Below are 20,861 nucleotides of genomic sequence, written 5' to 3'. Positions count from 1 at the left end.
TTCATCGAATCTCCATGACCCGCAGGCCGGTGGTATCGGGAGGCAAGTTCCCGCTCACCAAACGAGCGATCGCGCCTTCCGCCTCCGGTGTTTCACCAAAGAAGCTGACCAGCTCAATTTCCGCGATTTGCGATCCAGGGAGCGTGATCGGCAGTCCTGACTGAGCACTGACGATAACTTCGCCCGGCGTTTCGACGACAAAACGATCGCCCGCTCTTAAGCCCTGACTGGGCCCGCCACTTACAAACACGCGGTCGCCAGAGACACTGAGAATGTCCGTGAACCACGGCCTCTGCTGCAGCTCATTGATCACTTGGGTAATGGCATCTGCAATCGCAGCATTGATGGCTTGATCAATGAGGGTCGAATCGTACCCCGCGCTCGTTCCGAAGCCTGCTACTTCGCCCGTCTCTGTTGTTGCCTCACCGGAGCCTGACGCCGTGAAAAACACGCGTCCGGTGCGCACATCGACGAGCCGGATTTCAACAGTGGCGTTGACGACTTGTCGGCGCTGGGAGTTCAGGAATCCCTGTTTGCCCTCATTGCGTCGACCCAGTTGGGTAACGGAGCCGAACAACAGGGTATCGACGCCCACTAGCTGGTCAGAGTCCGCGTCCGAAAGGATGCGCTCAACCCCTAAGGCTTCAAGATCCCCACGTTCGAATACGAAGAAATGTCCGGACGACACGAGCGCGTTGGTCAGTATGTCACTGGCCTGCGTTGCGATGGGGTCAGCCTCGCCCGGTGAGAGCAGCAGTCGGCCGTATGGCGTGCTGTTGCTGAAACGACCTACCGCGATGCGCCTTTTAAGGCCGACCCGTGGTGATGAAGCGGCCTCATCCACGACCTGCGCGGTAGAGATTTCCGGCCAAGCGACGACCGGAAGGGCGAGCAGGATCGCTCCAAACAGCGCGCACGCCCTAGTGTGGATAGGTATCACCAGCTCCCCCCCCGGATATAGCTAACGAGAGTGGCACGGCATCGCAGAAGTTGGCAAGCCAAAGATAACCTAAACGAGAGTGGCGCAGTCGTTTCCTGAGCAGCTCATTGTCTCAGGCCCAGACGGACCGCCACGGCGCAGTGATCACTCAACGCAGCGCCGCTAAAGACCTTCTCCTCAAAGCCCTTGAGGTCGGTGGTCGCGCGGAGATCAAGGACGATGAAATCGATGAAATCGCGGTAGCGGGGATTGCACCGGGCAGACTCGTCACCGGAGGCGAGAGCAAGGTCAGAATTCGGCGGTGAAGCATCGTCCCACTCAGCCCATACGGCATCTCCTGACATCGTCAGGCGGCGATTGAAATCGCCCATAACTGCGAAACGCATACCCTCTGAAGCACGTTCGTCGATCCACCGCTCCATTACGGGGACTTGCTGAAAGAAGACCGTGCAAGCGTCGTTGCTGTCGCCTGAGCTGCAGCCCGATTTCAGGTGGACCGACAGCACCCGGAGCGGCTCTCCACCTAGCGGCCGAACAACTAGATCAACCCCCGAACGGAGATCGGGATTTCCGACCTGAATATCGGTGAAGTCTGGCTGTCGTTCGAAGGGGATGCCCTTACGGATCGCAAATCCGGTTCGCTGGGCGTTGATGGTCAAAGCCTCGCGGCCTCGGCATGCACCCCGTCGGTTAGTGCCGACCCGGTCCTCGATCACCACCGTATACACGGCCGGGTCAAACACTCGCTCGGCTGCTGCCTTGGACTCGACCTCCTGGAAGGCAATCACGTCGGCGTCCAGCTCCGCCACATAACCACGCATCGCGGCGTAGTCGGCTTCTGTCCGGGGACGGCATCCCGTTCCATCCCTCTCAGCCAGATGCTCCATGTTCCAAGCCGCCAGCTTGATGGTTTGACCGGGCGACGATGCACCGTTCGGATCGATGGCTCCCGTGCAGCCTCCGACGAGCAGGGCAAGGACGACGAGTAAGGCGGGGGTTCTCATTGGCCGAGTAGAGCATAGGGCCTTGCTGGATCAAACTCGGCCGGATGCCCTTTTCGACAGGGTAGACCTAGGTCGCAGCTATGAATCCGTTTTCCCTGTCCGCCATACGGCGACGGTCCTTCGAGTGCGGTTCACAATGAGGGTCATGTCTGCACCAGAGAAGTAATATGCGTCATGATTGTTGAGCGCTGCAGGCGTCTTCTCGAAAGGGCCTAAGCGGCGCACGAAATCGGCCTCGTCGAATGGTGTGTGAACGACGACGTTTTCCATCACCCACTTCTGACGCTCGTTCCTGAGCTCCGCCGTTTCGCGGGTTTCGCCTGAACCGACCAGCTGAATGCTCGTTCGACCAGCGACATCGACCCCGACGGCAGAGGCTTCGGGGTTATCCGGAGCGCCCCAACGCGGATAGAAAACCACTTCTACATCGTAGGAGCCGCTCGGGAGAGCGTCTTGCGCCTTCGAGGTGTCGATCAGCGTTTCCGTCGTTTGGTTGGTCAGAGTAATTCTTTCTGAGTACCCGATATAGACGTCGTCGCCTGCCTGATTGGCGAGATCGACGCTGGCCATGACCGTGACCGGCAAGGGAAGCGTGGTCGTAATGGTGGTCTTCACCACTGTCGGTGAGATCGCGGCAGCCTCGACCTGGATAGATGGCGCCGCTCGTTCGGTTTGGACCTTATCAGGAGCATCAGCTGCGGGTTGGCCACACGATGCGAGCAAAAGCGCGGCAGCAGCTATCGATAGTCTAACCATCGCTACATCCTCTCAGCCAGTTGTGTTGGCACCCTCACCCCTCAACTATCACCGTTCAACTGATAGCCTCAACTGTGACGCCTCTTGACGCAGGAAACAAAACACGAACATTGGGCCGCATGAAAGTGAAGCTCAAAGGCCAGATAACCGCTTCAGACCTCGCAAAGCTGCGCACCATAGAGAGGGAACTTCGTGCCCTCACGATCGGTCTCCATCCCGCTGCTCCCGCATCCCACGCCTTGACGGCTGCGATCTGGGCGGTGAACGGTTGCGCTCGTCACTGGTCAGGCGATGACCCTGGCTTGCCCTTCGACATCCCCAAAGAGACCTGATCGATGTGCAACCTCTACTCCCTGCGGAAAGGCCCAGCGGCGATCCTCGATCTGGCTCGCGCTATGGGTAATCAGGCCGGGAACGTTGAGGGTGGATCGGTCTATCCCGACTACAGTGCGCCGATCGTGCGCTCTGAGGGGGAGGGTCGCGTTTTGACCACTGCCCGCTGGGGCATGCCGTCATCTCGTAAGGCGATCCTCGATGCCGCCACCCGCCGCGCTGACAGGCTGAGGGCAAAGGGCAAGGAGGTTGATTTCGAAGCGCTGCTGAAGATGGAGCCCGACAGCGGCACCACCAACGTCCGCAATACGTCCAGCCGCCACTGGCAGCCATGGCTGACGCCGGAACATCGGTGCCTGGTCCCCTTCACATCCTTCAGCGAGCCCGGCCGGGACGCCGAGGGCAAGTACCGGCCGATATGGTTCCGGATGAAGGGCGAGGACCCGGAGCCTCTCGCCTTCTTTGCGGGCATTCAGGTGCAGGGATGGCAGGGGGTGAGGAAGATCAAGACCGGCTGGGAGACGGCTGACCTGTTCGCTTTCCTGACCACTGAACCAAGTGCCGAGGTCGGCGCGGTCCATCCCAAAGCGATGCCAGTCATTTTGACCCAACCCGATGAGATCGAGACGTGGTTGGCGGCAGAGTGGGATGATGCCGCCGCGCTCCAGCGCCCACTGCCCGATGGGGCATTGGTCCAGTTCATACCCTCGTGACCAGCGCAGCTATCCAGCCACCAATGAGAAGACCATGTTCGGGCTCGACCAGCAGACCATCGGGTTTATCGAGATCGTGGCTGGCGGGCTCGGGCTCATCTTTTCGCTCGGTGGGTTTAGACGATCACAAACCCACGGCTGGCGCAGCCGCGCCGATCAGGTCAATGCGTGGGGGCTTCTGGTCTTTAGTGGACTCCTCGTCGTCAACGGCCTGATCTTTTGGCTGAACGGCTGAGCTGGGTCGTCCACACTCGGACCCTTTAGCGTTGTCATCTGGCCAGATTGGCCGGAGGGGGCCCTCATCAACCGATGGAGGCTTACATGAGTGTTCTGGACAAACTCGAACTGACCGCTGGCAGCGAACGCCGAGCGACCTACGACCCCGTGCAAGTCCGCCGGCGCAAACTGGCGGCGGGGCTGCTGGATCAGATCAAACTGATCGACGCCATCGAGCAGGGGGAGACCCACACGAAGACGAGGATGCGCAAACAGATGGCGCAGGGCACGAACGAGGTCGTCACCACGCAGGAGAGCCGCTCGGTCTCGCCGTGGTGGACGATCGACGATGACGGCAAGGTTCATTTCGCCATCCGCTACGGCGCAATGCGGCTTAAGCTGAAGGGCACGAACGACACGATCGTATTCAAGTCGCTCGGCGACCTCCGCCAGATCCTCCCTCAGCTGAGGCAGGAGTCTCTGACAGGGTCGTTCGATTCAGCGTTGGCCATGGCGGCCGCCGAACTTCAGACGCGGTTCACGCCGAAGGCGGCACCGAAAACCAAGTAGGCAATCACGGTCAGCCGAGCGCCTAGGGTGACGCTCGGCTGACCTCCGGTTGGCTCTCCGACAGCAAAGCCTTTCCAGCGGCATGCGCTTCATCGGGCGGCAATTCGGTGATGGTGACATCACCAAGGATTTCGCCTTTCCTATCCATCGCCACCACCGTCGGCGCACCACGGATCGCCACGTACAAGGTGCCCGAGAACTCGATGTGATCGATGAGCTCTCGGAGGCTGCCAGCGGTCTTCACCCGGGCGTCCCTTCGCTCGTCTGACGGCGGGCCATCCAGCAGGTGGTGGACTGCGGCAACACGCCGGATGTGCATTTCAGGGCTGACCGAGCCCCGTGCCTCATCGAGCCGCCGCCTCAGCTCTTCGGTAGCGGCCTCTGCGGCCTTGATTTCAGTCCGGGCGCTCAACCACCGTTCGCGAACGGTCTGGTCGCCGGTTTCTTCGAATAGGTCGAGCATCCTTGCGGCTCGATGTTTCGCATTCTCCAGCTCTCTCAGGGAACGGTATTCGGCTTCGACAAGGCCCGCTGCACTGTCTGCATTCCCGAAGTACCGATCAGAAAGCGCCGACTGGAGGAAAGCACTCAGGATGCCGCTTTCGATGACCTCATATCGATAGTGGTCGGTATGGTCACAGGCGCCGCCACGAGCTCTAAGAGCGCAGCTTAGGTAGCTGGCCTGTCGTTGTTGAGTGGCCACGCCACTGCGCATCCTGACGCCTGCAACGTTCTTCAGCTGATAAGCCATCGGTCCGCCACAGACGCCGCATCTGCACAGACCGCTCAGAAGATTGTTGACCTGGCCCCTCTGCCCGTCGTTTCCGCGAACCTGCTTTCTCCTGCTGCGCACCTTCGCCCACAGCTCTTCGGAGATGACAGGTGGGAAGTACTCCGAAACCGGTTCACCGACTGGGGAGCGTCGGGTGGCACCTCGGGGCCTGATGTGTGGCTGATACTCGCCGATTACGGCCGGGTTCGACAGGATCTTGTGGATGTAGCTCGAATGCCAGGCAGTAGCCTTGCTTTTCCCTCTGCCCCAGGTCTCGACGCCTCGCCGGTTCAAATCGGCTGTGATCGAGCGCTTGCCCTCCCCGTCCGCAGTGCGCCGGAATATTTCCTGAATGATCATCGCCCGATCCGGGATGACGTCGAAAGTTTGCTTGTTCGGGGCAAGCCGCAGCCATGCAGGACAGACACCCGTGATCGGTCGGGCATCGGCCTGACCGAGCCGATCTCTTTTGATCTGCCAGCTAGCCGATAGGCGTTCGCTTTTGTGCCGACTCTCCTCGTGCGCCCTGAACGAGTTGAACACGAGTCCCATGAAACCCATGAGGTTCGAGTCGATGCTGGCGGCGGTGATAACGTAGCCGTCGTTGGCTGTGGCGATCGAGACGCCGAGGCTGGTGACTCTCTGGATGAAGGAGATGACCTTAGCGGGCGCTAGACGGCTGATCCGGTCGAGCTGCTCGACAACGATCGTAATGTCCCGAGGTACCGCCCCGGCTTCGATGCGGCGGATCAGTTTGCCTAGATTGCCGGTTTCGATGTTGTCGCCGCTGTAGGCGCTAGTTCCTTCGTCGACTACCCGTTCGAGGATTTCCAGCCCTCGCTGCGAGCAGTATCGCTCGACCACCTGAAGCTGCCGCTCCAGTGTCGAACCCTTGCCCTGTTCCAGTGAGCTCCAGCGAGCATAAGCGACGGCCAACATGGAAATGGCCTAGCTGAAAAACGTGGACTGTAAAACATATAACCTGCTGTTCATCGGCCCGCCGGGTTCGGGCAAGTCGATGCTGGCCCAGCGTCTGCCGGGCCTGTTGCCGCCGCTGACGCCGCGCGAGCTGCTGGAGACCTCCATGGTCTGGTCGATGGCCGGGCTGATCGAGCGAGGTGGGCTGACGCGCGAGCGGCCGTTCCGGGCCCCGCATCACTCGGCCTCGATGGCAGCCCTGACGGGCGGCGGCCACCGGGCCAAGCCGGGCGAGGTGTCGCTGGCCCACAACGGCGTGCTGTTCCTCGATGAACTGCCGGAATATTCGCCACAGGCGCTGGATTCGCTGCGTCAGCCGCTGGAGACGGGCGAGGTGATTGTGGCGCGCGCCAATGCTCACATTCGCTATCCGGCCCGGGTGCAGCTGGTGGCGGCCATGAATCCGTGCCGCTGCGGGCTGGGCGGGGCCGGCAAGGGGGCCTGCGGCAAGGCCCCGCGCTGCCAGAGGGATTATCATAACCGCATTTCCGGCCCGCTGTTCGACCGCATCGACCTGACCGTCGAGGTGCCACCGGTGACCGCCGCCGACATGAGCCTGCCGGCTCCGGTCGAGGGCACGGCCGAGGCCGCTGCCCGGGTGAGGCGTGCGCGAGAGGTTCAGGCCGCGCGCCTGGCCGACCTTAGCCCCGAGGAGGGCGGCGCCACGATCAATGCCCATCTGGGCGGCGCCCTGCTGGACCGTCATGCGCGGCCCGATGCTGACGGTCGGGCGCTGCTGATGCGGGCGGGCGAGGCCGGGGGGCTGACCGCCCGGGGCTGGACCCGGACGCTGCGACTGGCGCGGACCATCGCCGATCTGGACGGGGCCGAGGGCATATTGCGCCGCCATGTGGCCGAGGCCCTGATCTATCGCCACAACCGCATGGACGCCGAGGCCCAGTTCAACCGGGCGACGATGGTGGCCCACAGCCCGGTTTGAGCGGGCGTTAAGAGGTCGGCGCTAGGCTTGCCGCCATGACGTCGCCCGCCGCCCCGCCCGATCCGCCTGAGACGGATCCCGCCGTCCGCTTTCTGCGGCTGATGAGCCATGAGATGCGCACGCCCCTGAACGGGGTCATCGGCATGCTGGGCCTGTTGTCCGACAGCGGCCTCGACCCGGCGCAGAAGGCCTATCTGGAGGCGGCCCGGACCTCGGCCGATCACCTGCTGGGTCTGGTCAATGATCTGCTGGACTATGCCCGGCTGGACGCCGGCAGTCTGGAGTTCGATCTGGCCCCGGTGCGTATCGATGATCTGGTGCGGGGCGTCGCCGAACTGCTCAGCCCGCGCGCCCACGACAAGGGTCTCGAGATCGCCTGGCGCGTCGCTGCCGACGTGCCGATAGTGCGCGCCGACGAGGGGCGGCTGCGGCAGATCCTGTTCAACCTGGCGGGCAATGCGGTGAAATTCACGCCCGACGGCGCGGTGGCGATCTCGGTCAGTCGGTCCCGCGAGGCGGGTCTGTTCTTCGTCGTTGAGGACACCGGCCCCGGCGTGCCCGAGGCGGCGCGTGCTCGCATCTTCGAGGAATTCGGCCATGCCGACAGCACCGATGCCACCCGTCACGACGGGGCCGGGCTGGGGCTGGCGGTAGCGCGACGGCTGGCCGAGGCCATGGGCGGCAGCCTGTCGGTCGGCGACCGTCCCGGCGGCGGCGCCCGGTTTGTCTTCGAGGCGCGGTTCGGGGCTGTGGCGGACCAGGGCGCCGTCGCGAAGGCCCCGCTGTCGGGCCTGACCCTGGCCGTGACGGGCGCCCATCCATTCACCGCAACCACCGCAGGGGCCATGGCGCGCGACGCCGGCGCCCGTCTGGTGTCCGAAGCCTCCGCCGATCTGGTTCTGGTGGATGACGACGGGCGCGCGCCTGAGACTGAACTGGCCGATCGCCCCGACAGCCGCCATGCGGTGATCCTGCTCCGGCCCGGGCGGCGCGACCGCATCACCGATTATCGGGCGACGGGCTTCGACGGCTATCTGATCAAGCCACTGCGCCCGGCCTCGCTGGTCGCACGGGCGCTGGCCCTCACGGGCTCGGCGACCAGCCCCGGCCCCGTGTCCGACGCGGCCGAGGATGACCGTCTGAGCCGCCCCGCCTTTCCGGGGGTGCGGGTGCTGTTGGTCGAGGACAATCCGGTCGGCGCTCTTCTGGCCACCACCCTGCTGAAGCGTCAGGGCTGTGTGGTCGAGACCGCTGCGGGCGGCGAGGAGGCGCTGGGCGCGCTGCAGCGGGCGCGGTTCGATCTGGTGCTGATGGATATGCGCATGCCCGGCATGGATGGCCTGACCGCGACCCGGGCCCTGCGCGCGCGAGGGGATACCACCCCGGTGCTGGCCCTGACCGCCAATGCCTTTGCCGACGACCGCCGCGCCTGTCTGGAGGCCGGGATGGACGACCATCTGACCAAGCCTCTGGGCGTCGAGGCCCTCACCGCCGCCCTGACCCGCTGGACGAACCCGCCGGAGCGCGCCAAGGTCGCGTCTGTATAGGGGGCGCAGGGACGGCTCCCGGGACCTAGAGGGCTTTCATGACTGACCGGACCGGCACTGAATCTGCTTCCGAGGGCGCGACTCCCGAGCGTCCGAAGGGAATGGCCCTCATTGCCACAGCCTTCTCGGACCGCCGCACCTTGGCGATGCTTCTGCTCGGCTTCGGGGCCGGTCTGCCGGTCGCCTTGCTGATCGGCACGATGAACGCCTGGCTGACCGAGGCGGGCGTCACGGCCGCCACCATCGGCGTTCTGTCGTGGATCGGCCTGTTCCACGCATTCAAATTCCTCTGGTCCCCGATCGTCAACGCCTCCTTGCCTGTGCTGGGCAAGCTGGGTCTGCGGCGGGGCTGGCTGATCCTGCTTCAGGCGGTGATCATCGCGGGTGTCGCCATGGTCGCCGTCTCGCATCCCGAAACGGGCGTTCTGGGCCCACTGGCCGCCGGGGCAGCGCTCGGCGCGTTCGCCTCTGCGACCCAGGACATCGTCATCGACGTGTGGCGGATCGAAATCGCTACGCCTGAGGTGCCCGTCGACCTGCTTTCGGCCATCTATCAGATGGGCTTCCGCTCGGCATCACTGGCGGGCGGTGCGGGGGCTTTGTTCCTCTCCGGCGCTATCGGGTGGCAGGCGACCTTCCTCGTGGGCGCGGCCACATTCATCCTGCCGGTGATCGGCACCCTCATCGCTCCCGAGCCGCAGCGTCCGCCCGAAGAGGCGATCGCCCAACAGCGCCGGGGCTCTTCGCTCCAGCGCAATCTGATGCTGGGCGTGGTTCTCGCCGCATGGGCGTGGGCGGCCTTCCAGATCGTGTCCTTCATGGTGCGCGCCATCTCGGAAACGCCCGCGCCGAGCGCCGGCACCTTCACCAGCACCGTGGGGCCGTGGATCATCACGGCCGCCGTCCTCCTGCCCTGTGCGCTGGCGGCCATTCTGGCGCGTCGCCCGGTTCATATCGAAAAGCCGGAAGGCACCGTCCAGGTCACGGCCAGTCGCCTGTTCAACGCTGTGCTCGCCCCGCTCACCGAACTGATGGGCAGGCTGGGCTGGGGCGCGCTTCTGGTCCTCGCCCTGATCCTGACCTACCGGTTCACCGATGGCGTCTGGGGAGCGTTCGCCTATCCGTTCTACATGGGCAGCGACGGCGGTGCACTGGGGCACACGGCGGCCGAGGTCGCTGTAGCGTCCAAGATCTTCGGCATCGTGATGACCATCGTTGGCATCGCCCTTGGCGGCTGGATGCTCATTGTGATCGGCCGGATGGCAACTCTGCTGATCGGGGCCATTCTGGCGGCGGCGACCAACCTGCTCTTTGCTGATCTCGCCATGGGTGCGCCCGTCATTGGCGGCCTGATGAGCGTGACAGGCCTCTATCACCTGTTCGGCCTTTTCGGCGTGAACGAGGGTATGGCCCGCCTGATGTTTGCGATCTCAGGCGAGAACATCGCCGCCGGTTTGGCCGGGGCCGCTTTCGTGGCCTACCTGTCCGCCCTGGCCAGCCGTCTTTATGGCGCGGTGCAGTTCGCCGTATTCACGTCGCTGGCCCTGCTGATCGGCACGTTCGGACGTGGCGCACTCGGCGAGATGATCGACAATCAGGGCTTCGCCCCTGTGTTCATCCTCACCGCCTGGCTGGGCGGAGTGGCGGTAGTACTCTGCTTGCTGGAGTGGGTTCGGACGCGCCACGAAGCCCGTAAGGAACTGACGTCTCGCTGACCCCTCACCCCTCATCGCCGACGGCCTCGTCGTAGGCGGCGAAGGTGGCGGAGGCGATGATTTCGCTGACCGAGGCGCCGAGGCTGACGATCTGGACCGACTTCTCCAGCCCGACCAGCAGCGGGCCGATGACGGTCGCCCCGCCCAGCGCCTGCACCAGCCGCGCCGAGATCGAGGCCGAGTGGATGCCCGGCATGACCAGCACATTGGCGTCGCCGGTCAGGCGCATGAAGGGATAGGCGGCCCGCGCCTCGGGATCGAGCGCCAGCTCGGCCGGCATTTCGCCCTCATATTCGAAGTCGACGCCGGTCTGGTCGAGGATGCGGATGGCCTCGCGCACCTGTTCGCTGCGGTCGCCCGGGGGGTTGCCGAAGGTCGAATAGCTGAGGAAGGCGACGCGCGGCGTGCGGCCCAGCTTCTTGACCGTGGCGGCAGCCTGGATGGCGATCTCGGCCAGTTCGCGGGCATCGGGCAGTTCGTGGATCGAGGTATCGGCGACGAACAGGGTGCGGCCCTTGGCCAGCAGCACCGACAGGCCGATCAGCCGGTCGCGCACGTCCAGCACCCGGCGCACTTCCTTGAGCACCATGTTGAAATTGCGGGTCGTGCCGGTGACGACGGCATCGGCATCGCCGCGCGCGACCATGGTGGCGGCGAAATAGTTGCGGTCCTGGTTGATCATGCGCTGGACGTCGCGGCGCAGATAGCCGCGTCGCTGCAGGCGCTCGTACAGCCAGTCGGTATAGGCGTCGTTCTTTTCCGAAATGCGGGCGTTGACGATCTCGATGTCCAGATCGTCGAAATTCAGCCCGGCCTCGGCGGCGTTCTTGCGGATCAGATCCTCGCGGCCCAGCAGGATGGGGGTGCCCAGCTCGGCCTGTTTGAAGCCCCAGGCGGCGCGGATGACGGTGGTCTCCTCGCCTTCGGCGAACACCACCCGCTTGTTGGGGGCGGCGCGCACGGCCGAGGCGATCTTCTGCATCAGGGCGGCGGACGGATCGACCCGCTGGCGCAGGGCGATGCGGTAGGCCTCCATGTCGGGGATCGGCCGGCGCGCGACGCCCGTGTCCATGGCCGCCTGGGCGACGAAGGGCGGAATGTACCAGATCAGGCGCGGGTCAAACGGCGTGGGGATGATGTAGTCCGGGCCGAACTTCAGCTTGCGGCCCGAATAGGCGGCGGCCACCTCGTCCGGCACATCCTCGCGCGCCAGCATGGCCAGGGCCTGGGCGCAGGCGATCTTCATCTCGTGGTTGACGGTGCGGGCCCGCACATCGAGGGCGCCCCGGAAGATGTAGGGGAAGCCCAGGACGTTGTTGACCTGGTTCACATAGTCCGACCGGCCGGTGGCCATGATGGCGTCGGAGCGGACACTCGCCACATCCTCGGGCGTGATCTCGGGATCCGGATTGGCCATGGCGAAGATGATCGGATTGGCCGCCATGGAGGCCACCATCTCCTTGGTGATCGCGCCCTTGGCCGACAGGCCCAGCACCACATCGGCGCCGACCATGGCCTCAGCCAGGGTGCGGTGCGGCGTATCGGTGGCGTGCGCCGCCTTCCACTGGTCGATGTTCTCGCGGCCCTTGTAGACCACGCCGTCGCGGTCGACGATGACGGTATTCTCGGCGCGCACGCCGACCGCCTTCATCAGGCCGATCGACGACAGGCCCGCCGCCCCGGCCCCCGCCAGCACGACCTTGATGTCTTCCAGCTTCTTGCCCGTGATGTGGCAGGCATTGATCAGGCCGGCGGTGGAGATGATGGCCGTCCCGTGCTGGTCATCGTGGAACACGGGAATGTCCAGCAGGTCCTGCAGCTGGCTCTCGATGACGAAACATTCCGGGGACTTGATGTCCTCCAGATTGATGCCGCCCCAGGTGTCGCCGATGTTCTTGACCACGGTGACGAACTCGTCCGGGTCGGTGGTCTTGACCTCGACGTCAAAGCTGTCGACGTCGGCGAACCGTTTGAACAGGACGGACTTGCCCTCCATGACCGGCTTGGACGCCATATGGCCGAGATTGCCCAGACCGAGGATGGCGGTGCCGTTCGAGATGACGGCGACCAGATTGCCCTTGGACGTATAGTCATAGGCCCGGTCCGGATCCTCCGCGATGGCCAGCACCGGCACGGCCACGCCCGGCGAATAGGCCAGCGACAGGTCGCGCTGGGTGGCCATGGGCTTGGTCGGCGCCATGGAAATCTTGCCCGGTACCGGCTCGCGGTGGAACTCCAGCGCGTCGTCGTCGGAAAAGGTCTGCTTGTCGGTCAGGTCGGGCATGGGGTCGTTTCAGTGCGAGAGGAAGGCGGCGATCCTAGAGGGCAGGTGCCGCGCAAACAACGGCGGCCGGGTCGGATTTGACGTTACGGCAGGCAGACAGCGTCACAGGGTGACGGTTCCGGTGCCGTCGAGTGCGACCGGGCCGGTCATGAAGACGTGATCAGTGGTCTCGTCCCAACGGATGGTCAGGTCGCCACCGTCCAGCGCCAGGGTGGCGGAACGGCCGGTCAGGCCCCGCCGATGGGCGGCCACCAGCGCCGCACAGGCCCCGGTGCCACAGGCCTGTGTCAGGCCGGCGCCCCGCTCCCAGACCCGGAGGCGGATGTGGTCGGGGGCCAGCACATGGGCAAAGCCGACATTGACCCCCTCGGGAAACAGGGGGTGATGCTCGATCAACGACCCCGCGCCGCGCACGAAATCGTCGTCCTGGCGGTCGGTGAAGAAGACCACATGCGGATTGCCCATCGAGACGGCACCGGGCGTGTGGATCAGGGGGGCATCGACCGGCCCGACCTGAAGCTCAATGCCGCGGGTGTCCATTTCCTCGGCCAGCGGGACCTCACGCCAGTCCAGGCGGGGCGCGCCCATGTCGACCTCGATCCGGGTGCCGTCGGCCCGGCGCGCAACGGTGGGACCGCCGAGGGTGCCGATCACGGCGCTCTCCTGCCCCGAGGCCTCCAGCAACAACCGGCCGACGCAGCGCAGGGCATTGCCGCAGGTCTCGACCGTGCCGCCGTCAGCGTTCCAGACGCGCATGAAGGCGGTCTCGCCCGGACGGGAGGGTGGCTCGATGACGATCAACTGGTCGCAGCCCGGACCGGTGTCGCGCCCGCACAGGCGTCGGACGGTGTCCGCGGGCAGATCGAAGCCCGGCGCGTCCACGCGCAGGATGATGAAGTCGTTGCCGGCTCCGTTCATCTTCACATAGGGCAGACGCGTCTCGGTCATGCTCCGGCTATAGGCCAGCGGCGGGCCCCGCGCGAGCGGGGGGCCGATCACGAACGGTTTGCATGAACGACCATCCGCGCTATCGCAGGGCATGGCCTCACAGACGAGCCCGAAAGACGACGCGCGCGGCTGGCGCATCCGGGCCCGGCTGAGGGCGCTGTACCACGGCAGCTCGCGTCAGGCGGTGCGCTTCCGCTTTACCGTGCTGATCATCGACATCGCCATCATCGGCTTTTTCATCGCCGCGCCGATTCTGAAGGGCGAGGGCTGGATCTTCTATGCCCTGGACTATGTGATTGCCGCCGTGCTGGCCGCCGACCTGCTGGCCCGGGCCATGGCCTGGACCGACATCCGGTCCTGGCTGAAGCGGCCGGTGGTCTGGGCCGACCTGTTCATTCTGGCGACGCTGCTGTTTCCGGCCTGGCTGTTCAATTTCGGCTTCCTCAGGGTCATTCGCCTGTGGACGCTGATCAATTCCGACTTCTTCTGGCGGACGGTCGGCCGCAAGTATGACGACACCCACATCGAGGACGTGGTCAAGGCGCTGGCGGCGCTGGTGACCTTCATCTTCGTGGCCACGGGTTTTGTCTACACGTCCTTCGTCGGCACCCACGAGGGGCTGACCGGCTATGTCGACGCCCTCTATTTCACCGTCACCAGCCTGACCACGACCGGCTATGGCGACATCCTGCTGCCGGGCGCGTGGGGGCGGATCATCTCGATCGTCATCATGCTGACGGGGGTGACCCTGTTCGTCCGGCTGGGCCAGACCCTGCTGCGCCCGCCCAAGATTCATTTTCCCTGTCCCAGTTGCGGTCTGCAGCGGCATGACCCGGATGCCGTCCACTGCAAGGCCTGTGGCGAAGGGCTGTGCATTCCGAACTATGAGCACTGATCCACGTGCCTCATGACGAAACCGTAATGAAGCGGGTCGCGGCTTGTCGCCGCCCGCCGCCCGGTTAAGGTGCGCCACCCCCGACCGGAGATTTCGTCCATGCTTCGTCGCACCCTGACGGCTATCGCCCTGACCCTGCCGTTGGCGCTTGCCGCCGCCCCTGTCCTTGCCCAGAGCGCCCCTGATCCGTCCATGACCGCACCTGCCGATGCCGAAGACCCCTATCTGTGGCTGGAAGAGGTCGAGGGCGAGCGCGCCATGGCCTGGGTCGAGGACCAGAATACCCGCTCGCTCGGCGTTCTGACCGGCGACCCCCGCTATCAGGACCTGCACGATCAGGCCCTGGCCATTCTGGAGGCCCGTGACCGCATCCCCTCTCCGGGCTTTCGCCGGCTGGGCGGTGTCGAGAGGATCGACAATTTCTGGCAGGACGCCGACCATGTGCGCGGCATCTGGCGCACCACCACGGTCGACAGCTATGCGACCGACGCCCCGGAATGGGAGACCGTTCTGGACGTCGACGCCCTGTCCGAGGCCGAAGGGGCCAACTGGGTTTACCGGGGCTCCAACTGCCTGCCACCGGACGGGCGGATGTGCCTGATCAGCCTGTCGAACGGCGGCAAGGACGCCGTCACCGTGCGCGAGTTCGACCGCGAGACGCGCCAGTTCGTCGAGGGCGGCATCACCCTGCCGGAATCCAAGGGCGGGGTGAGCTGGATCGACGCCGATACCCTGCTGGTGTCACGCGACTTCGGCGAGGGGTCGCTGACGGATTCGGGCTATCCGCGCACCGTGCGCCTGATGACGCGGGGTCAGGCGATCGCGGATGCGCCGGTGGTGTTCGAGGGCGAGACCACCGACGTCTCGGTCAGCGGCTTTACCCTGCGCGATGCCGACGGCGTGGTGCAGGCCGTGCTGCTCAACCGCGGCATCAACTTCTATGAGAGCGAAACCTGGCAGCTGAACGCCGACGGCACGACGCGCCAGCTGCCCCTGCCGCTCAAGGGCGGGATCACCGCCCTGGTCAACGGCCAGCTGATCGTCACCACAGATCAGGACTGGACCGCGCCCTCGGGGCAGGAATTCCAGACCGGCGATGTTCTGGCCTATGACTTGGCCGCATGGCTGGCCGATCCGACGGTCCAGGCGCATCTGATCATCCGCCCCGGCCCGCGCGAGGCGATCGAGGGCATCACGGCCACCCGCAACCGGCTGGTCGTCGCCCTGTTCGAGAATGTCCGGGGCGCAGTCTATGTCTATGATCCCTCGGACTGGAGCCGTACGCGGCTGGACCTGCCCGAGAATGTCACTGTGGGCGTGGGCTCCAGCTCCAGCCTCGACGACCGGCTGTTCGTCAGTGTCGCCGGCTATCTGAACCCGCAATCGCTGTGGCTGGTCGATGCCGCGACTGGCGAGGGCGAGGTGATCAAATCCCTGCCTGCCAAGTTCAGTGCCGACGGGCTTGAGGTCCGCCAGTTCGAGGCTGTCTCCACCGACGGCACCCGCATTCCTTATTTCGTGGTGGGCCGTTCCGACATGCCGATGGACGGGTCGAACCCGACGCTGCTGTACGGCTATGGCGGGTTTCAGGTGTCGATGCTGCCCGGCTATTCGGCCACGGTCGGCAAGCTGTGGCTGGAGCGCGGCGGCGTCTATGTCGTCGCCAACACCCGCGGTGGCGGCGAGTTCGGCCCCAACTGGCACCAGTCGGCGCAAGGCGTGAACCGCCAGCGCGCGCACGAGGATTTCCAGGCCGTGGCGCTGGATCTGATCGAGCGCGGCATCACCAGTCAGCCGCACCTCGGCATCATGGGCGGCAGCCAGGGCGGCCTGTTCATGGGGGCGATGCTGACCCAGCGCCCCGACCTGATCAATGCGGCCGTCATCCAGGTGCCCCTGTTCGACATGCTGCGCTTCCACAAGCTGCTGGCGGGCGCCAGCTGGATCGCCGAATACGGCAACCCCGACATCGCCGAAGAACGCGCGTGGATCGCCGCCTATTCGCCCTACCAGAACCTGCGCGCGGGCCAGCCCTATCCCGAGGTCTTCATCCACACTTCGACCAAGGATGACCGGGTCCACCCCGGCCATGCGCGCAAGGCCGCCGCCCGTCTGGAAGAGCTGGGCTATCCGGTGCTGTTCTACGAGAACACCGACGGGGGCCACGCCGCCGGCGCCAATCTGCGCGAAACCGCCCGGCGTCTGGCGCTGGAATACACCTATCTGACCCGCCGCCTGATGGACTGAAAAAGCCCGATCCTCCCCCGTGAAGCTTGCGAAACGGGGGAGGGGGACCACGCAGTGGTGGAGGGGGCGACGTCAAACGCCCCGTCTGGTTCCGCCCCCTCCACCGCCAGATGGCGGTCCCCCTCCCCCGCGATGCGGGGGAGGATCAAGAAACGGAGTTTGCATAATGCGTCGCCTGATCCTGTCCGCCGCCCTTCCTGCCCTGATGCTGGGCGCCTGCAGCACAATGCCCGGTGCGCAGGACCCGACCGAGGTCTCGGTGCCGGTCTCGCAGGCCTCCATGCCGAACTTTCCGGCGGACCTGACGCCGGCGGGCGTGGCGGCGGCCGATGATCATCTGGCGCTGGAGCAGGTGGATGGCGCCGAGGCCATGGCCTTCGTCGCCCGATCGAACGAACGCGCGCTGGCGACGCTGGAGGGCGACCCCCGCTATGAGCCGTTTCGCCAGCAGGCCGAGGCCATCCTGACCGCCACCGACCGGATTCCCGCGCCGTCCTTCCTCGGCGAGGGCATCGGCAATTTCTGGCAGGATGCGACCAATCCCAAGGGCCTCTGGCGGCGCACGACGCTGGAATCCTATGCCTCCGGCAATACCGAGTGGGAGACTCTTCTCGACATCGACGCCCTGGCCCGCGCCGAGGGCAAGGACTGGGTGTTCAAGGGCGCCAGCTGCCTGCCGCCCGCAGAAACCCGCTGCCTGATCAACCTGTCCGACGGCGGCAAGGACGCCGTGGTGGTGCGCGAATTCGACCTGACCACCAAGGCCTTCGTCGAGGGTGGGTTCGTGTTGCCCGAGGGCAAGCACCGCATCAGCTGGCTGGACGCCGAGACCCTGCTGGTCGCCACCGACTTCGGGCCCGGTACCCTGACGGAGTCGGGCTATCCCTACATCGTCAAGGCGCTGAAGCGCGGCCAGACCCTGGCCCAGGCGACAGAGGTCTATCGCGGCGAGGCGGGCGACGGCGGCTATGGGGTCAGTGCCTCGGTATTCCGCGATGGCGAGGGGGCGGTGCAGGCGGTGATCTTCAACCGACCGCTGGATACATTCCGGAGTGAGCGCTGGCTCTGGGAGAACGGCACTGCGTCGCGACTGGCCTTGCCGGAAAGAGTTACGATCCATGGGGTGCTGGGGACCGACGCCGGGGCCGACCTGGTCTTCTCGGTCGAGGAAAGCTGGGAGCGTCTGGGACGGCGCTACGAAGCGGGAACCCTGCTCGCCATGGCCCCGCGATTGCTCGGTGCGGATGAAAATCCGATCAACATCGACGACCCGGTCGCCTTCGTGCCGACATCCCGGCAGTCGATCAGCGATGTGGCCGTCATGGATGACAATCTGATCGTGGCCTACGACGAGAATGTTGTCGGCCAGGTAGTCAGGCTCCGTCATGAGCACCAGACTGGCTGGGCGCGCGAGACCATTGATGTCGACAGCAACAGCGCTATCGGGCTCGGAGACTCTTCCAAGAAATCGGGCCGCATCTTCGTATCCTCACAAGGCTTCCTTAGCCCGCCGTCGTTGGGCCTGCTCGAAGCCGACCGCTCCGCCCCACGCACTCTCCGCGCCGCGCCGCCCAAGTTTGATGCCTCGACCCACCGGGTGGAGCAGTATGAGGCCACCTCGGCGGACGGGACCAAGGTCCCCTATTTCGTCGTCATGCCGCGCGATCTGGCGATGGACGGCACGGCGCCCACCATCCTGTTCGGCTATGGCGGGTTCCAGATCAGCTTCCCGCCGGCCTACAAGCCCGAAATGGGCAAGCTGTGGCTCGAAAACGGCGGTGTCTTCGTCCAGGCCAATATCCGCGGCGGCGGCGAATTCGGCCCGGGCTGGCACCAGGCGGCCCTCAATGAAAACCGCCAGCGCGCCTTTGACGACTTTGCCGCCGTAGCCGAGGACCTGATCGCGCGCGGCATCACCTCGCCCCGGCATCTGGGCATCTATGGCCGGTCGAACGGCGGGGTGCTGACCTCGGTCTCGATCACCCAGCATCCGGAGCTGTTCAATGCTGCCGTGATCGAAAGCCCGCTGATCGACATGCTGCGCTATCACGAACTGCCCGCCGGGGCCTCGTGGATCGGCGAATACGGCGACCCGCGCATTCCCGAGGAGGCCGCCTGGATCGCGGACTATTCGGCCTATCAGCGCCTCAGCCCCGAGGTCGACTATCCGCGCGTCTACATCACCACCAACACGCGCGACGACCGCGTCCACCCCGGTCACGCCCGCAAATTCGCGGCCCGGCTGGAGGCCCAGGGCCACGACCACCTCTATTTCGAAGACACGGCCGGCGGGCACTCCAATGACGCCGATCCGGTGGCCAATGCCCGGCGCTGGGCCCGGCACTATGTCTATCTGGCCCAGCAGCTGATGGACTGACGGCGGCTTCACGCGCCCCTCACGCGAAAATGAGGGGCGCGGGCGAAGCGGAGCGGCTAGGAGTCTGACCCATGATCTTTCGGGGCTGGACACGATTGGCGATCGCGGGGGCCGTGGGCGCCTGCCTGTTCGGGGCTGTCGGCACCGCGGCCCAGTCCGTGCGTCGCGTTGCCCAGGCCGATGTCGCCGTACGGTCCGTACCCGTGGTGGTCGAGCTGTTCACCGCCCAGGGCTGTGGCGGCTGTCCGGAGGCCAATCAGCGGGTCGAAGCCCTGGCGGACCGGCCGGGCGTGATCGTACTGACCTATCCGGTCGACTACTGGGACTATACCGGCTGGACCGACACCCTGGCCCAGCCCGAGTTTTCCGCCCGCCAGCAGGAGTACCGGCAGGCCCTGCGTCTGCGCGCCGTGGCCACGCCACAAGTGATTCTGGACGGCTACCGCACCGTGGCCCCGCGGGACGAGGACACCCTGGGGCTCGCGGTCGATGAGGAATCCGCGCGCGACCTGTGGAGCCCCGAGATCGAGTTTCGCGCGAGCGGTGACCGGGTCGGCATCGGCTCCGGCCGGGTGGCCGCTGAGGGGGCCGAGGTTCTGGCTGTGATCTTCCGTCCCGGACCCGTTCTGGTGCGGGTCGAAAGCGGCGACAACCGGGGCCGGGTGGTCCGACACACCAATGTCGTTCAGTCGATCCACCCCATCGGCGAATGGACGGGCCGGTCGATCCTGCTGTCCCTCCCGGACGACATCGACGACGGCGACCGCGTCGCCGTGCTGATCCAGTCGCGCGATGACCGCCATATTCTGGGCGCCGCCGTTCGCTGAGGGGCGAAAGGCCCTTTGCGGTTGCTGTCACATTCGGTCAGTATTCCCCGGGCCTGAGGGCAGGCAGGCTGTCGCGGCGCGCAGTCTGGCGCGAGGCAGGGGAAGATCGATGGGGCAGGTCGCACAGCAGACAGGAACGGGTCGCATCTGGACCGTGTGCGTCGGCGTGGTCGCCGCCCTGCTGGTCATGGCCTGTGCCGGCCTCGGTCGCGCCCAGGATCCTGAAGGTGGCGCCCTTCCCCCCGAAGCGGTTGGCATTTCGCAGCTGGTCACGGCGGCCGGACTGGCCGACTGGGGCCGGTCACACGAGGACCCCGGCGCCCTGATCATGGCGGCGCGCATCGTCGGCGAGGTGCCGCTGCGCAATCAGGGGGACCAGCCGCCCGTACTGACCTTTGACGGCCTGCTGGACGAGGCCGAAGTCATGGCCGCCGGTCATCCCGCCTATCTGGCCGCCATCGAGCAGGTGCGCGGACAGGGGGTGCGGGGCGTGGTCTCCTCGCCCTTCGGCAACGGCCCGATCGCCACGGTCAAGGATGTCCGGGCCCGCGAAACCTTCGGCTTTGAGGTGGACGCCCGGGGCGGGGAAATCCTGCGGATCGCGGCCATCGGCGACGGCGACACCAATATCGATCTGGTCATCCGGGACGCCGAGGGGCGGCTTCTGTGCCAGGACGGCTTCGGCGACCACTATCCGGTCTGCACCCTGATGCCGCGTGTCGCCGGCAAGGTGCGGGTCAGCGTGGTCAATCGCGGCGAGATCTGGACCAAGGTCCAGATCCTCAGCAACTGAGGACGG

16 protein-coding genes and 1 pseudogene are annotated in these 20,861 nt (G+C 65.7%); 11 read left to right on the top strand and 6 right to left on the bottom strand.

The annotated features are described in order from the left end of the window. Position 1 precedes the first annotated feature (1 nt). From B4K74_RS12055 to B4K74_RS12045, 3 genes are all read right to left on the bottom strand, one after another. Positions 2–940, bottom strand: a complete 939-nt coding sequence (locus tag B4K74_RS12055) for a CsgG/HfaB family protein (protein ID WP_286693144.1) — start codon at positions 938–940, stop codon at positions 2–4. Between the two features lie 104 nt (positions 941–1,044). After that, entirely contained in the window at positions 1,045–1,944 is a 900-nt protein-coding gene (locus tag B4K74_RS12050; protein WP_286693143.1) for an endonuclease/exonuclease/phosphatase family protein, read from the bottom strand. 78 nt (positions 1,945–2,022) lie between these two features. Further along, positions 2,023–2,559, bottom strand: coding sequence for a hypothetical protein (locus B4K74_RS12045; RefSeq protein ID WP_286693142.1), 537 nt, complete (start codon positions 2,557–2,559; stop codon positions 2,023–2,025). 476 nt (positions 2,560–3,035) lie between these two features. Here B4K74_RS12045 and B4K74_RS12040 point away from each other — a divergent pair, with 476 nt between their 5' ends. From B4K74_RS12040 to B4K74_RS12030, 3 genes are all read left to right on the top strand, one after another. After that, positions 3,036–3,746 carry an SOS response-associated peptidase gene (locus B4K74_RS12040; protein WP_286693141.1) on the top strand — a complete coding sequence of 237 codons (711 nt, stop codon included), beginning with the start codon at positions 3,036–3,038 and terminating at the stop codon, positions 3,744–3,746. Between the two features lie 34 nt (positions 3,747–3,780). Continuing rightward, on the top strand, positions 3,781–3,981 hold the full coding sequence (locus B4K74_RS12035; RefSeq protein WP_286693140.1) for a hypothetical protein: 201 nt from the start codon (positions 3,781–3,783) through the stop codon (positions 3,979–3,981). 86 nt (positions 3,982–4,067) lie between these two features. Continuing rightward, complete coding sequence (locus B4K74_RS12030; protein WP_286693139.1) at positions 4,068–4,532, top strand: hypothetical protein; 465 nt, start codon at positions 4,068–4,070, stop codon at positions 4,530–4,532. Between the two features lie 22 nt (positions 4,533–4,554). Here the strand turns inward: B4K74_RS12030 and B4K74_RS12025 are convergent, their stop codons facing one another. Beyond that, entirely contained in the window at positions 4,555–6,243 is a 1,689-nt protein-coding gene (locus B4K74_RS12025) for a recombinase family protein (RefSeq protein ID WP_286693138.1), read from the bottom strand. A 37-nt stretch (positions 6,244–6,280) separates the two neighbouring features. Between B4K74_RS12025 and B4K74_RS12020 the strand changes: the two are divergent. From B4K74_RS12020 to B4K74_RS12010, 3 genes and pseudogenes are all read left to right on the top strand, one after another. Next, positions 6,281–7,222: pseudogene (locus B4K74_RS12020) on the top strand (ATP-binding protein); the annotation flags it as partial. A 35-nt stretch (positions 7,223–7,257) separates the two neighbouring features. Then, positions 7,258–8,769, top strand: a complete 1,512-nt coding sequence (locus B4K74_RS12015; protein ID WP_286693137.1) for a response regulator — start codon at positions 7,258–7,260, stop codon at positions 8,767–8,769. A 101-nt stretch (positions 8,770–8,870) separates the two neighbouring features. Then, positions 8,871–10,484 carry an AmpG family muropeptide MFS transporter gene (locus B4K74_RS12010; RefSeq protein WP_286693136.1) on the top strand — a complete coding sequence of 538 codons (1,614 nt, stop codon included), beginning with the start codon at positions 8,871–8,873 and terminating at the stop codon, positions 10,482–10,484. Positions 10,485–10,488: 4 nt separating this feature from the next. Here B4K74_RS12010 and B4K74_RS12005 read toward each other — a convergent pair whose 3' ends face one another. Then, the gene (locus B4K74_RS12005; RefSeq protein WP_286693135.1) at positions 10,489–12,768 is read right to left on the bottom strand and encodes an NADP-dependent malic enzyme; all 2,280 of its coding nucleotides are present in this window, start codon (positions 12,766–12,768) and stop codon (positions 10,489–10,491) included. 102 nt (positions 12,769–12,870) lie between these two features. After that, the gene (gene dapF / locus B4K74_RS12000; protein WP_286693134.1) at positions 12,871–13,716 is read right to left on the bottom strand and encodes a diaminopimelate epimerase; all 846 of its coding nucleotides are present in this window, start codon (positions 13,714–13,716) and stop codon (positions 12,871–12,873) included. A 91-nt stretch (positions 13,717–13,807) separates the two neighbouring features. On the opposite strand from dapF, the gene B4K74_RS11995 reads away from it, so the two are divergent. The 5 genes from B4K74_RS11995 to B4K74_RS11975 all read left to right on the top strand — a co-directional run bounded on the left by B4K74_RS11995 (position 13,808) and on the right by B4K74_RS11975 (position 20,855). Continuing rightward, a complete protein-coding gene (locus tag B4K74_RS11995) occupies positions 13,808–14,611 on the top strand; it encodes a potassium channel family protein (RefSeq protein WP_286693133.1) in 804 nt (267 codons plus the stop codon). A 99-nt stretch (positions 14,612–14,710) separates the two neighbouring features. Then, positions 14,711–16,858 carry a prolyl oligopeptidase family serine peptidase gene (locus B4K74_RS11990; RefSeq protein WP_286693132.1) on the top strand — a complete coding sequence of 716 codons (2,148 nt, stop codon included), beginning with the start codon at positions 14,711–14,713 and terminating at the stop codon, positions 16,856–16,858. A 166-nt stretch (positions 16,859–17,024) separates the two neighbouring features. After that, complete coding sequence (locus B4K74_RS11985; protein WP_286693131.1) at positions 17,025–19,235, top strand: prolyl oligopeptidase family serine peptidase; 2,211 nt, start codon at positions 17,025–17,027, stop codon at positions 19,233–19,235. 71 nt (positions 19,236–19,306) lie between these two features. Beyond that, positions 19,307–20,062, top strand: coding sequence for a DUF1223 domain-containing protein (locus B4K74_RS11980; RefSeq protein WP_286693130.1), 756 nt, complete (start codon positions 19,307–19,309; stop codon positions 20,060–20,062). A gap of 109 nt (positions 20,063–20,171) precedes the next feature. Then, complete coding sequence (locus tag B4K74_RS11975) at positions 20,172–20,855, top strand: hypothetical protein (RefSeq protein ID WP_286693129.1); 684 nt, start codon at positions 20,172–20,174, stop codon at positions 20,853–20,855. Positions 20,856–20,861: the final 6 nt, after the last annotated feature.

The sequence above is a fragment of the Brevundimonas sp. UBA2503 genome (genome assembly GCF_002341485.1).
Lineage (GTDB): Bacteria > Pseudomonadota > Alphaproteobacteria > Caulobacterales > Caulobacteraceae > Brevundimonas > Brevundimonas halotolerans.
This window is presented reverse-complemented; position numbering and strand designations above follow the sequence as displayed.